The sequence below is a fragment of the Pseudomonas marginalis genome, assembly GCF_024169655.1.
In the GTDB taxonomy this organism is placed as follows: Bacteria; Pseudomonadota; Gammaproteobacteria; order Pseudomonadales; family Pseudomonadaceae; genus Aquipseudomonas; species Aquipseudomonas paraveronii.
Genome location: NZ_JALJWV010000001.1, coordinates 3,195,152 through 3,207,893, shown reverse-complemented (window position 1 = coordinate 3,207,893; position 12,742 = coordinate 3,195,152). Strand labels below are relative to the sequence as shown.

The 12,742-nt window shown below is 59.1% G+C and carries 11 protein-coding genes and 1 pseudogene; 1 reads left to right on the top strand and 11 read right to left on the bottom strand.

All coding sequences use genetic code 11. From position 1 onward, the window contains the following. From J2Y83_RS14550 to J2Y83_RS29590, 9 genes and pseudogenes are all read right to left on the bottom strand, one after another. Nucleotides 1-447, bottom strand: coding sequence for a DUF411 domain-containing protein (locus J2Y83_RS14550; protein ID WP_253396207.1), 447 nt, complete (start codon nt 445-447; stop codon nt 1-3). A 107-nt stretch (nt 448-554) separates the two neighbouring features. Then, a complete protein-coding gene (locus J2Y83_RS14545; protein WP_253396206.1) occupies nt 555-1,808 on the bottom strand; it encodes a ferredoxin reductase family protein in 1,254 nt (417 codons plus the stop codon). Nucleotides 1,809-1,944: 136 nt separating this feature from the next. Beyond that, entirely contained in the window at nt 1,945-3,270 is a 1,326-nt protein-coding gene (locus tag J2Y83_RS14540; protein ID WP_253396205.1) for an MFS transporter, read from the bottom strand. 82 nt (nt 3,271-3,352) lie between these two features. Continuing rightward, entirely contained in the window at nt 3,353-4,546 is a 1,194-nt protein-coding gene (lhgO, locus tag J2Y83_RS14535) for an L-2-hydroxyglutarate oxidase (protein WP_253396204.1), read from the bottom strand. Between the two features lie 112 nt (nt 4,547-4,658). Further along, entirely contained in the window at nt 4,659-5,369 is a 711-nt protein-coding gene (locus tag J2Y83_RS14530; RefSeq protein WP_253396203.1) for a FadR/GntR family transcriptional regulator, read from the bottom strand. A 152-nt stretch (nt 5,370-5,521) separates the two neighbouring features. Then, nucleotides 5,522-5,983 (bottom strand): SRPBCC family protein, encoded by a 462-nt coding sequence (locus J2Y83_RS14525; RefSeq protein WP_253396201.1) that lies wholly within the window; start codon nt 5,981-5,983, stop codon nt 5,522-5,524. A 90-nt stretch (nt 5,984-6,073) separates the two neighbouring features. Next, nucleotides 6,074-6,268 (bottom strand): annotated as a pseudogene (locus tag J2Y83_RS14520) (hypothetical protein); the annotation flags it as partial. A gap of 29 nt (nt 6,269-6,297) precedes the next feature. Then, complete coding sequence (locus J2Y83_RS14515; RefSeq protein ID WP_253396199.1) at nt 6,298-8,058, bottom strand: M91 family zinc metallopeptidase; 1,761 nt, start codon at nt 8,056-8,058, stop codon at nt 6,298-6,300. A 6-nt stretch (nt 8,059-8,064) separates the two neighbouring features. Next, a complete protein-coding gene (locus tag J2Y83_RS29590; RefSeq protein ID WP_017846380.1) occupies nt 8,065-8,199 on the bottom strand; it encodes a hypothetical protein in 135 nt (44 codons plus the stop codon). Between the two features lie 172 nt (nt 8,200-8,371). On the opposite strand from J2Y83_RS29590, the gene J2Y83_RS14510 reads away from it, so the two are divergent. Then, a complete protein-coding gene (locus tag J2Y83_RS14510; RefSeq protein ID WP_017846379.1) occupies nt 8,372-8,566 on the top strand; it encodes a hypothetical protein in 195 nt (64 codons plus the stop codon). A gap of 14 nt (nt 8,567-8,580) precedes the next feature. On the opposite strand, the gene J2Y83_RS14505 is transcribed toward J2Y83_RS14510, so the two are convergent. Both J2Y83_RS14505 and J2Y83_RS14500 read right to left on the bottom strand, forming a co-directional pair. Beyond that, the gene (locus J2Y83_RS14505; protein ID WP_253396197.1) at nt 8,581-8,961 is read right to left on the bottom strand and encodes a fe2+ zn2+ uptake regulation protein; all 381 of its coding nucleotides are present in this window, start codon (nt 8,959-8,961) and stop codon (nt 8,581-8,583) included. A 166-nt stretch (nt 8,962-9,127) separates the two neighbouring features. Further along, the gene (locus J2Y83_RS14500) at nt 9,128-12,718 is read right to left on the bottom strand and encodes a membrane-targeted effector domain-containing toxin (protein ID WP_253396195.1); all 3,591 of its coding nucleotides are present in this window, start codon (nt 12,716-12,718) and stop codon (nt 9,128-9,130) included. Nucleotides 12,719-12,742 lie beyond the last annotated feature (24 nt).

Below are 12,742 nucleotides of genomic sequence, written 5' to 3'. Positions count from 1 at the left end.
TCAGTGTGCCGGGTAGTCGGCCACCACCACATCTTTGCCGTCGCGGGTCAGGCCGATGACTTGGTAGGCGTCACCATGGCCGTTCATTTCCATGCCGGGCGAACCCATGGGCATGCCCGGCGCGGCGATCCCGAGCAAATCATCGCGCTTGCGCAGCGCCAACACGTGCTCGGCGGGTACGTGGCCTTCGACGAACTTGCCGTCGATCACGGCGGTATGGCACGACCCCAGGCGCGGCGCGACGCCGAGGCGTTGTTTGACCGCGCTCATATCGGCTTCAACGTGATCATTGACCTTGAAGCCGTGGCTTTCCAGATGGCTGATCCATTGCTTGCAGCACCCGCAGTTAGCGTCGCGGTGTACGTCGATGGGGATCAGGTCGGCCGCCTGGGCCAGGCCGGTGGTCAACAGGGCTGAAAGCAGGGCCAGTCGCAATGGGGTTTTCATGGGGCATCTCGCTAGTCAGAGCAGGTCGTCGGATGGGCACTATCATGCCAGTTTATGTGCGCCGCCAAACCCCCTTCGGGGGCTGGGTTGATCCGCGTTCGGTTGTTTCAGCGAAACTCGAACCGTTCGCTGTGCAGGTTGGCCGGCGGAATCCGCTGGGCGTTCATCAGTTCGCGGACCTTGACCAGCAAGCCCTTGGGGCCACAGAAGCTGACATGCACCTTGTCGGGGGCGGTCTCGGTCACGGCCTGGCGCAGGGTGTCGGCCAAGCGCTCCAGACCGCCGGCATTACTGACGAATTGCGCACCCCGTAAGCGGGCCATGGTTTGCACCTGCTCGGCAGGCGGGAAGGCGCGCGAGGGCGTGAAGCAATAGACCAGCGTGGCTTTGTCGAAGTCTTTGGCCGCGGGGTCTTGCAGCCAGGAAATAAACGGCGAAATCCCCACGCCGGCGCCGATCCAGATCTCCCGCTCGGCCTGGACGACGCGCTTGAAACGCCCGTAAGGCGCATACAGGTCGGCGCGCATGCCGACCTTGGCGCAGTCTGCCAGGGCGTTGGTGTAATCCCCCAGCCCTCTGATCATGAACGAAATCTGCCCGTTCGCACTGTTTGCGCTGGCGATCGTGAACGGATGCGGCTCGCGCAGTCCTTTGACCTGCATCGCCAGGAACGCGAACTGCCCGGCCTTGAAGTCGAACCCTTTGTGAATCGGCGCCAGCGTCAAGTGCAGGGCGCCGTTGGCGCGGTTGACGGCCGTCACCTGGTATTCGCCGGCACGAGCTACCGAGGGGTAAAGCACCAACTTATAGAAGACCGCGATTACGCCCAGGCCACAGCACAACATCAACCAAACGCCCGATGGGCTGGCCAGGGTGATCGGCGATTTGAAGCTCAGCCAGTGCAGGATCACGATCAGGAACAGCGGGCCAGACAGTTTGTGCCACCAGCGCCAGACGCTGTAAGGGATCTTGCGGTTCAACGCCAACAACACGATCAGGCCCAGCGCCACGTAGCTCAACTGACGGACCAGGCGCGTCCAGTATTTGGGCAGCTCCATGATGGGCACGCTGTTCCACACATCCAGGTTGGCCTTGAACACAAAGTGATACGTGGCAAATACCAGCGCCCAGATGCCCAGCCACTTGTGTACCTCATAGACGCGATCCAGGCCGCCAAACACGCTCTCCACTACCGACCAACGACTGGCCAGAATGCAGGAAGTCGCCATGTACACCAGGGCGGCAGTGCCGAGCAGCAAGCTGAGGGTCGCTGAGGTCAGCCAGGTATCGACCGGGATATCAACGAGTAACGTCAACGTCGTGATCAGGAAGAGGACGACGAGGCAGTGGCGGGTTTTCAACGGGTACTCCTAGGGTTTCTTCGGGGGTGAGTGAGTGCTCATCTCTCGTTTTTCAGGGTATCCGGTTACGCGAAGGGCGGCCTTGACGTCGGTCATGCGCAGGGGCATGGGCCGACGTCTGGCCGACGTTTCTCGCTCAGTTCTTGAAGGTCGAGTGTTTACGGCCCTGGTCGCACAGGGCGAACACCACCACCAGCAGTGCCGCGATCGTGAGGATAATCACCACACCACCCGTAGCGTGGGTCGGTGACGCGGCCACCAGGGACAAGGCACCCAGCGGCGCCAGGCCGCCGGCGATAGCGGTGCCGATTTCGCGGCCGGTGCCGAAGCCCGAGGAACGCGTCTGGGTGGGGAATTGACGGCTTAAGAACGAGCCCTGGGGCGCGAACATCATGGGGGCGAGCAGGCCGGTGCCGACGCCGATGGCAATGTAGATCATCAAGCTTTCGCCGGTATCGAGCAGGGCCAGGAACGGGTAGGCAAACAACAGCGAGCAGACGCCGCCGAGTACCAGTACTTTTTTGCTGCTCCATTTGTCGCACAGCCAGCCGAAGCACGGCACCGCGACGATGGCGATCAGGCTGGCAATGGTCACCGACAGCGACGTGACGTGCACATCGACGCCTTTGAACTGAGTCAGGTAGGCCAGGGAAAACGTCTTGAAGATATAGCTTAAGGCGTTGTAGCCAATGGCTACGAAGAACACCACCGCCAACCCCTTGAGATCGTTCTTGAACAGCGCTTTGAGCGGCGAAGGCTTGGCGGCCGCAGCTGTCTGGCTCAACTCCTTGAACTCCGGGGTTTCCGGAATGCTGTTGCGCACCCACAGGCCGACGCCGACCAACGCGATGCTGCAGATGAACGGGATGCGCCAGCCGCCTGCCAGCATGAAGTCGTTGCCGTTGATGGTCAGCAGGTACACGGTCAACGAAGACAGCAGCAGGCCCAGGTTCAGGCCCAGCGCCGGCCAGGCGCCCTGGCTGCCGCGCTTGCCTTCCGATGCGTGCTCGTAGGAAGTGACCGCCGCGCCCGACAACTCGGCCCCGGCGCCCAGCCCCTGGATGATCCGGATAAACACCAGGATGATCGGCGCCCAGATGCCGATGGAGGCATAGCTGGGGATCAGGCCGATCAGCGTGGTACATACGCCCATCATGCAGAAGGTCAATACCAGCACTTGTTTTCGGCCGAACTTGTCGCCCAGGTAGCCGAACAGAATGCCGCCGAACGGCCGAGCGATAAAGCCGATGGCAAAGGTGGAAAAGGCCATGAGCGAGGCGGTTTTCGGGTCGCTGTTATCAAAGAAAATCTTCGAGAACACGATGGCCGCCATGGTGGCGTACAGGTAAAAGTCGTACCACTCCAGCATCGATCCGAAGATCGTGGCGGCGGCGACTTTGCGCAGGCGTTTTTTGCTGTGTGCCGGCGTTTCCGGGGCAGCGGTATGCGGTGTTGCCGTCATTCTGTACTTCCTTCTGAGTCATTATATTTATTGTCAAAGTGACGCTTGTTGCGTTGGTCCGGGTGAGGCCGGGGAAGCGGTATCAGCTGGGTGTGAACATGCGATCGGCGATCATTTCGCCGATGGGAATCGCCGAGGTCGCCGCGGGTGAGGGCGCGTTGCAGACGTGGAGCATGCGGGGCGTCTGGGCGAACAGAAAGTCGTGGACCAGGCTGCCGTCGCGCATCACGGCCTGGGCGCGGATGCCCGCTTCATAGGGCAGTAAATCGTCGAGGTTCAACGACGGGCAGTACTTGCGGCATTGCTCCAGGTAGCCGGACTTGAACAGTGAGTTCTTCATCTCGACGCTGCCCGACCCCAGGTTCTGCCAGAGGGTTTTCCAGAAACCGGGGAAGCTGGCGTACTGCGCCACGTCGCGCCAGTTGATCGAGAACTTGCGGTAGTTCTCCCGGCCCAGGCCCAGCACGGCGTTGGGGCCGACCGTGATGCTGCCGTCGATCATCCGCGTCAGGTGAACGCCGAGGAACGGCAGTTCCGGGTCTGGGATCGGGTAGATCAGGTGGTTGACGAGGTTGTTCTTCGACGCCGGCAGGCGGAAGTACTCGCCGCGAAAGGGAATGATCTGGTGGTCGATCTTGACCCCGGCCATTGTCGCCAGCCGATCCGACTGCAGGCCGGCGCAGACCACCAGGTGCCTGGCTTGCCAGGCTTCGCCGCGGGTGTTGACGGTGACCTTGTCGGTGTCTTCCGAAATCGCGGTGACGGTGCGCTCCAGGCAGATTTCACCGCCTTGTCGGCGAATCACCTGGGCCATGGTTTCGCAGACTTCGCGGTAATCGACAATGCCGGTCGCATCGAGAAACAAGCCGCCCAGACCGATGATGTTGGGCTCGCGCTGGCGCAGTTGGTCGGCGTCCAGGCGTTCGACCTTCAGGTGATTTAACTGCGAACGCGCATAGAGTGCCTCCATCCGCTGCATTTCCAGAGGTGTGGAGGCCACCAGCAACTTGCCGCACACCTCGAACTTGATCCCGTGTTCGCGGCAAAACCGTTTGGTGGCCTCGGCCCCGCGTTTACACAAATCGGCCTTGAGGCTGCCGGGGGCGTAGTAGATGCCGGCGTGAATCACCCCGCTGTTATGCCCGGTCTGGTGCTTGGCCAGCGTGGCTTCTTTTTCCAGGATCACCAGTGAAGCGTTGGGCTGACGTTTGAGCAGCTCCATCGCAGTGGCCAGGCCGACGATGCCACCGCCGATGATGCAGAAGTCATAAATCATGGTTTGGAGTACCTAGGGGCTGCACATTTCAGTCTGCTTATCAGGTTGTCAGACTAATGTTTTTGTTAAAAAAATGGCGTGCCCGAGGCACGCTGCAGAAAGCTTGGATCATTCAGTTCGTGGCAGGCAGCTCAAGTTGCAGGCGTTTGGCCGCTGCGCGCAGGTGCGCTTCAGCATTGGCTGCGGCCGCTTGAGCATCACCATCGGCGATGGCCTGGTACAGCGCCTGGTGTTCCTGGGTGGCGTCGGCCGAGCCACTGGCAAAACGCGACGCCGAGTTTTCCCAGGCGGTTTTGCGCGCACTGGCCAACTGGCTGCGCAGAAAGTCGTGGAAGGCGACAAAGTAGTCATTCTTGCTGGCTTCGGCGATGGCGCGGTGAAACTCGACATCGGCGAGGGCGGCGGCCTCGAAGTCGGCGCGCTGGTCGTGCATTTCCTGCAGCGCCTTCTGCATGCGTTGCAGGTCGCCGGCGTCACGGCGTTGGGCGGCGATCGAGGCGGCCTGGGTTTCGATCCACAGGCGCACTTCGAACATTTGCGCCAGATCTGGACGGCGACCGTTTTTTTCCGGGAAGCGAAACACCGTGCCCGTAGGGGTTTGCGAGATAAATGAGCCCAGGCCGCGCTTGGCCGTCAGCACGCCGTCGGCCTTGAGCTGGGCAATCGCTTCGCGCACCACCGAACGGCTGACGTTCAGTTGTTCAGCCAGTTGCTGTTCGGTGGGCAAACGCGACTCGGGCGCCAATTGGCCAGAATCGATTTCGGCGCGGATGGCGCTGACAACCCGTACAACGAGCGAGTCAGGGCGCTGGAGCTCAAGCATGGGAAAACCTTAGTAGTCAGGTTGTCAGACAATAGAGGTTGCGGTTTTACCTTGTCAAGAGGGTGTCGGATCTGTCTGCTCGTTGAGTCGGTAGGCTTGCAGTCGATACTACGGCGCAACGCGGCCGCGCTGAAGCTCGATGGCATGTTGGCTTATTTTACGACGGCGGGGTTTTCCAAGCGCTGCTTGAGCCGGTCCAGCGCGACCGTGGACAGCTCCGCCATGCGCTCGTGCAAGCCGGCGAGTTGCAGTTCGGTTTCATAGGTCAACACGCGCTTGAACAGCGTGCCGTCACGACAGGCCTGCAGGCTGTAGTGAATCGAGCCGTCGACGGCCAGGGAGGTGAACACCGCCTTGAATTCTTCCGGGGGGCGGGCGATCTGCACGCGGTAGCTCATGGGCACCCGCACGCCCAGCAGGTCGATCATCTCGGTAAAGCGCGCGCCGGCGGGGAGTGAGCCGGTGGTGCCGGTGTCGGCGCTGAGGGAGGTGGGGTGCCATTCGTGCCAGCGATCAGGCTGGGTCACATAGTTGTAGACAGCCTCGATAGGGGCTTGGATAAAGCGCTCCTGACTGATCCGCTCCAAGCGGACCGACTGCTCGACAGCGCGCATGGAACACCTCCTGTGTGGCGAAACTATGCACCGCAAGCTGTCAGAATAGACCTACTCCCATGCATTGCACGGGAGTGTCTCATTAATTTATCACTGCACCTTGAAGCGGCTCATCAGCGCGATCACCCAGGCATTGGCGTTGAGCAGGCTTTGCGTATTGGTTTCAGTGGCATGGCCGCTTTGCACCCGCTCTTCGACCATATGTCGGATATGGACCATGCTGCGGTTGATCCACTCGGTCACAGCGTTTTGCTGCTCGGCAGCCGTGGTTGAGGTTGTTGATATGGCTGACTGGCCGGTGTGTGAAGCGTGTTCTAGAGACCGTCCCCCTGAGCACTGGTTTCAAATAGGTATTTTTTCCTAAGCGGTTTACCCATTTCTTCGGTCAAACCGTTCTCGGTGAAGGGTTTTGGATTAATGGTGCTTGGTGGCGTGGCGGGGTCGTTATCGAAGTCAAAAGGTTCGTCATCGCTGGGCAGGCCAACGACTTGGTATTCTTGATGCGAGACGACGTCCGATATGCCTGATTCCCGACGTTCGGTACTCTCGCCCGCCAGGAGCGTGCCGGTGGCGCCATTGTAGGCATGCCCGATTTCGTGAAAGAGGGTGGTTACGGGAATCACTGTAAAGATGCCGTCAGCACTCTCCAGGGTACTTTGGGGGTCAAAAAAAATCTGGGCGCTATTGGCGCCCAAGCCGGCCGCGCCATTTTGGATGACTCCCCAATCCGATGGGGGGAGAGCATCTTGTGCCTCAGGTGTCAGCGCGTCCTGATCAGTTCTCCAAAACCGGTATGACGACTCGCCCGAGGAAATTCGTTCGATGGTGACTTTGCCGCCGTTCAGCACGGCGAGTTCATCCATTTTGGCAAGGGTCTGTTGGCCTAGCGGCGAACTGCGCAGGAATTCGAGGTCGTCGGTTACCCGTTGTTTGAACTCCAGGTGCCCGTCTTTCACGATGAACGCCTGCTCGCCGGCGTTGCTGGGTTTCACCTCGGTGAAAGCCGAGCCTTGGGTACGGTCGAAATGATCACTGGCGTTGGCGTAGATACGGTCCTTGCGCTGATTATTCAAAATGGTGTCGTGGCCTTTCCCTGTATAGAAGGTGGTACTGTCACGCCCTATAAGAAGGTCATCGTCATTGCCGCCATGTGAAACCGTATGCCCGCTGCCTGAGACGAGTACATCTTCGTTGTCGCCACCGTCCAGATAACTCTGCTTGGTGGCGGGACCGTCGCCGGCAATGAGCAGATCCATACCCTTATTGCCATACATCACGGCATGGCCGCTTCCCCCAAGGATGGTGTCGTCGCCGTCATTGCCCTCGGCATAGCCGAGACCACTGCCCAGTTGCAGGAAGTCCTTGCCGTTCCCGCCATAGAGTCTGCTCCGACCTCCGCCTGCCCGGATGTAGTCGTTGCCATCGCCACCTTCAACGTCAACACGAAGCTTGACGTCATCGTCGATTATTACCGTGTCATCGCCCCCTCGGGTTTCGATCCAGAGGTGCTGCTCCGGGCCCTGTTTTTCTTTGATGTCGAAAAAATAGGGCTTGTCGTTGATCAGGATTTGCAGCTTGTCGCCGGGCCAACTGCGTACATGGATACGGTCCGATTGGTTACCGCTTTCCACTAAAAGCCAATTGCTCTTAATCTTCAGCTTTTCGGGGTCCGATGTATCCCAGTCAATGAGTCGACTGATTGTCACCTCGCCGTCAGTGTGCAGCGGGTGTTTTCTGCGGTTACTGCCGTCTGGCGTCAGATCTGATGGGGGATCGTAAGGCGAGGGTTTATCGCGAGGGGCAGGTTGTGGCGTGTGGGTATGAGTGGCTGCGAAATAAACGAGAGGAAATAGCATCGGCGGGGCCTTCACATTCAATGAGGTGAGCATCTGATTGCGCATCAGGGCTGCCCATTCCGTGGTGGGTTGGCTGAATGTGTTCCGCAGGATGGCGAGAAGCTTGGTGCAAAATGTTTCGTGCCGGCGCTGATCGGCGGGCCAAACGCGTCCTTTGAAGGCAGGTGGATAAGTGACGGCTTGAACGGTCTCGCTCTGCGCAGGCAGAGCGAGACGCAAGTGCGATCAGCGGTGGTAGTAACCCGGCCCGCCTCCGTAGTAACGGTGGTCATGCCAGCCACCACCGTGTGGGAAAATGATGCAGCCGCTCATGCTCAGGATGATCAATAAGGGAATCAGCAGTGTGATTCGACGGAACATTTCAAAATCCTCTAGGGTACTCACAGGTTCAATCAGGCGACGGACAAGCCAAAGTTTTTCATCGCCTGTAACATGAGACCCTGCCGACCCGATTCCATCCCCGCAAACGGGTATGTGCTTGGCATGTTCGGCGATACAAAGTGGATACATTCTCAAGGTTCAGGAACCCGTCATGACCCAAAAGCAACGTTTGAAATACTCGATTCTGATTTCCCTGGTTGTACTGGGGACGATGTTTGGCCTGTCCTATTTGCAGAACACCGGGGTTATCAGCGAAAAAACGTTCCAGTACATCGCCATTGCGGTGGCGGTAACCGTGGTAGTGATCAATGGTGTGATGCGTCGCAAGGTCAAGCCTAACTTCTGATTCAAGTGCGTGAGTCAGGCGCGGCCTTCGAGTACTTTGGCAGCCTCTTCATGGAGGCTGTAGCTTTTATCGGCATTGAGGGTGATCACGCCTTCGCTGCACAGGCGCTTGAGCACCTCGCGAACGCTGAGAAACGACAACGGGATGCCCAGCTCCAGCAAATGACTGTGTACACCGCGTACCCCGAGGGTGCGCTGGTTGCCGGCGGCGGTGAGGAGGGCGTCGATGACCTTCAACCGGATCAGGCTGGTGCGCAAACCAAAACACTTGAGCAAATGGCGGATGCGCTGATTACCGTGCTGTTCAGGTGCGTTGCCGAACGCTTGGGCGCCTCTGCCATAAGCGGCATCGGCGGTCGGTGAATGTCCGTCCTTGGGCAGTTGCGAGTTGTACATGCAAAAAACTCCTTATCAGAGCCTGATCAGGAAAATGATGGCGCTCTTACCTAAATAAGACGAACGAGCGATGCAAATCATGAAGTGCCGGATGTAGAAATTTTGTCGGTATCCGTTTTGTCACATTGCGATCGCCCTGGATAACACCTTCCGGTTTCTGTTCCCGTTATGCGGACCACAGCTCGCCGGCGAAAATCTGCAGGTCGCCAGTCAAGTCATCCGAAGGGGTGAGGGTGCCTGATGGGCCTGGCCGTGGGTCTGCCGAGCGAATGCCGTAGGTACCGCGTCCTGCTCTTTCATACACAGCGATGCCGGTGGCGCCGGTCAATTCGGAAAGGCCTGGAACGTTCTGGGTGGTATTGACATGCTGGCGCCCCACCAGGGCAATCCACTTGTCCGCGCCGGCGTGTTGCTCGATGGTACGGGTGGCGTAGTAGTTGAACTCTTCGAGTCGTTGTTTGGCCTGTTCAGGTGTCTTGATGGCACCGAACAGGTGGCGTTCGTCGTTGTGCCGCGTCAGGTAAAAATGGTCGAGCGGTACGATTTCGATCTGGTTGTCTTCGAATTTCTTCAACAGCTCGCCCAGGGTCGGGCGTTGGTTGGGTGGGCGGTGTGCGTGCCCGATCCGGCCCATGCCATCGTCTTTCCAACGCATGATTTTGTCGTACACCACGCCTTCGACGAATAGCTTTTTTACCTTGTTTTGAACAAACAGATCGACGTTGTCATACAGGGTTCGGAACGTGGCCAAGTTGTTGTGGGATTCGCCAAATACCAGGCCAGGCGCCGTGCTAAATGCATCGGCAATGACATCGGGGGTTCTTTTGGGCGCGGTGATATTCGGGAAAACGGGGCGGGGTGGCTGTCCGTCGGTGGTCATGCGCGTGTAAAAATCGCGCATTTCCTGGGTGAATTTGTCACGGGTTGCCTGCTTTCGGCTGGGGGTGAAGTGGCCCTCACTGGGTCGACCACGAATACTGCTCACGTACTCGGTGTCGGGTAGATGGTCGGTTTTGCGCACCTGTTCGACCGGCTGCCCGGCCGGCGGTTGACTGAGTGGCGGGCGGGACGGTCGGCTCAGCGGGTTGAAGCGATGATCGCGAGCCGATCGCCCCGGTTGTTGGGCGGTGGGCGTGGGCGGCATCAGCGTATGGGTAGGGGTAAACGAGTCGAGGGCGGGACCATAAGGCTGCATCGTAGCTGCATCGAAGGCATGCCATTTGCCATGTTGGCGCACGGCAGCGCCTTCCACTGATTGTGTGCCGACCTTGAAGAGACCTGTTGCAGCCGCTTCGTACTGTTGGCTGGCGCTGAGCAGGGCCTGGCTGTTTGCCGCGCCACGCAGTTTGCGGATGCCTTGCGCGCCGGCACTGACGCCACTGGTGACGAGTCTGCCGGCACCCACCGCCAGGTCACCGGTGCCGCTCAACGGGTTGAAGGCATTGAGTGCCGTGACACCGAGGATTTTGCCGCTCTGCGCCAATTTACCCAGGGTTGAGCCTGCGCCCGCCACTGCCTTGCCGAGTCTTGTCGCATTGCCCAGCCCGGCCGTCACAAAGCCAAATATATCAATCGCCAGGTCAATGGCGCCGTCCTTATAGTTGCCGTTGCGCAAGTTCGTGATGGCCGATCTGAGAGGGATCACGTTCAATAGTGCGTTTGTCGCTGAACTGACCCATTCGCGTCGCGCCTCGGCCGGCGTTTCGCCTGCCGCGTATTGCTTGACGGCGGGGTCATCAAACCCCTGCGCCTTGATCAACGCGTCGGCGATATAGTGGGTTCGCTGACTTTGGAAGGTGTTGAAAGTGGCGTACCGGGCTTCCTTTTCTTCGGCGTCGTAGTTATGGAGGGAGCGATGGGGGTGAAACGCTTCGATTTTGTTGACTTCATTCGACACGTATTGGTGGGGGCGGCGGGTCCTGCTCTGATCAACCTTGGAGATGATGCCGGTCGTGGTATCGAACTCGTATGTCTGTTGGCTGTTTTGATATTCGGTGTGTACGAGGACCTTTGGGCTGGTGTGGAAGAGCTTGTCCTGGGTAAAAGGGATCAAGCTGGTTCGGTAATCGTTTTCCTTGAAAAAAGTGATCTTTCCGTAATTTAGGCGTGTTCGGTCTGCCAGTGGCAAGCGGTCAATCGCGCTGATGATCGAGTATTTTTTGACCTGTTTGAGAGTGTCCAGTGCGCGGGTAAACGCCGTGTCGAACGCCTGCGGAATATTGAACGATGGGCTTCGGGTGAATTGCGCAAAAGCCTCAAGATTGATGGTTGCGCGCGCCCCGAAGACTTGCCAATCCTGCACGTTGATTTTGAGCCCCTGCTGGGTGATGTCGAGCATCGAATAGGCTTGGCCGAACCGCGGGGCTTTGGGGTCGTTGGATTTATAATTGATGCGCAACACTCGGTCCTCGAAGTCATCGCGGTCACCGAAGGTGGCTTTCAGCAGATCCAGCGCCATCTGTTTGCGGCTGGGCAGTGTCGAGTCGACGCCTTTGGACGCCTCGCTCAATTCGTTTTGTTGGGCATTGAAGGCTTCACGGGTGTACTCGATTTCGGCGTTGTCGTATTCCGCATCGTTTTTGGCGTAGAGAAAACCGTTCACTACGCCCCAGTCGATCAAGGCGGCCTTCTGCGCCGATTCACCTGCGGGTGCGATTGAGTCGGCGTTACGCATGACCTCGGTAAAATCCATGTGCATTGTCTTGCCGGGTGCCTGCTCTTCAATCGCGGCCACCGCGATGCACAAGTTGGCCCACGCCTGGCTGCCGTACACCACCGTGGCGGGAATATCCTTGACCAGGTATTGCGGCGCCACCCGGGCTAGCAGCAACCGCGCCCCGAGATCAGCGGTAGCGGCGGAGGTTTTGCCGCTGTCGCTCAGGTGTTTGGCCAGCGCGCTAATCACACTTGCCGGCGACATACCCCAAAGGCTGTCGGCCGCGAGGTTGAAGCCCGCTACGGTATTTCTGCCAGGTTGTTCGATGGACTCGGGGTCCAGCCCCAAGTGGATGGCTGTCAGCACATAGTCGTTTGCGCTGGTGTCGGTCGCTATGCCGCCGACTTTGGCTTGTATCGCCAGGCCCAGCGCCTGCGCCTTGGGGGAATCGAGGAGTTTTTCCAGCGCTTTGGCAGGGTCCTGTAACTCGGCGCTGGATAGCGGGTTGCCTTCCAGCAGATACCCCAATGCGCCACGCCGGCTATCGAAAAGAGGCAGCCCTGGCAGTTTCTCAGTGTTGTTGGCCACCACGTCGTGCACCACGCGCTGGTTTTCCTCGCTGAGCGGCAATGCCCAACTGAGGCCTCCGCCCAAGTTGCCCAAAGGGTGTGACAACGAATGATTGATCAGCGCGTCGGCCATGTCGAAAAGGTCTTCACGCGTGGCCGGCATATAGGTGCCGTGGCTGCTGATGAAGGTCTCAAGGCTGATTTTTTGCTCGTGCGCCAGCGCGGTTTGACGATGAAGCGCCGAGTCGGGATCAACGTCCATCAGGGTTTCTTGCAGCGCGCGCAGCACCGCCTCGCCCGTTGCATCCGGTGCCAGTGAGCGGGCCGCCTGGTTGAGTTGTCGGGCAAGCGTTTGCAGGTTGCGCCTATGCGCCAGTGCGGTTTTGAGCGCCTGGCGGTTGTCATTGCTGTCGACTTCGTGCTGCGCGGGCGCGTCTTCGACCTGGGCAATGCTGTCGGTAGGTAAAGCCGTGGGCAACAGGCGGTAAACCGGCTGTAGGGGTGAGCCGGAAGATAGGGTAACGGACGTCATGATGAGCACCTTCTTTCACACGGA

Bases quoted from the DNA above. Each gene is read 5' to 3' on its own strand.
- J2Y83_RS14550 (WP_253396207.1), bottom strand. From the start codon at position 447: ATGAAAACCCCATTGCGACTGGCCCTGCTTTCAGCCCTGTTGACCACC.
- J2Y83_RS14540 (WP_253396205.1), bottom strand. From the start codon at position 3,270: ATGACGGCAACACCGCATACCGCTGCCCCGGAAACGCCGGCACACAGC.
- lhgO (WP_253396204.1), bottom strand. From the start codon at position 4,546: ATGATTTATGACTTCTGCATCATCGGCGGTGGCATCGTCGGCCTGGCC.
- J2Y83_RS14530 (WP_253396203.1), bottom strand. From the start codon at position 5,369: ATGCTTGAGCTCCAGCGCCCTGACTCGCTCGTTGTACGGGTTGTCAGC.
- J2Y83_RS14525 (WP_253396201.1), bottom strand. From the start codon at position 5,983: ATGCGCGCTGTCGAGCAGTCGGTCCGCTTGGAGCGGATCAGTCAGGAG.
- J2Y83_RS29590 (WP_017846380.1), bottom strand. From the start codon at position 8,199: ATGTTCCGTCGAATCACACTGCTGATTCCCTTATTGATCATCCTGAGC.
- J2Y83_RS14510 (WP_017846379.1), top strand. From the start codon at position 8,372: ATGACCCAAAAGCAACGTTTGAAATACTCGATTCTGATTTCCCTGGTT.
- J2Y83_RS14505 (WP_253396197.1), bottom strand. From the start codon at position 8,961: ATGTACAACTCGCAACTGCCCAAGGACGGACATTCACCGACCGCCGAT.
- J2Y83_RS14500 (WP_253396195.1), bottom strand. From the start codon at position 12,718: ATGACGTCCGTTACCCTATCTTCCGGCTCACCCCTACAGCCGGTTTAC.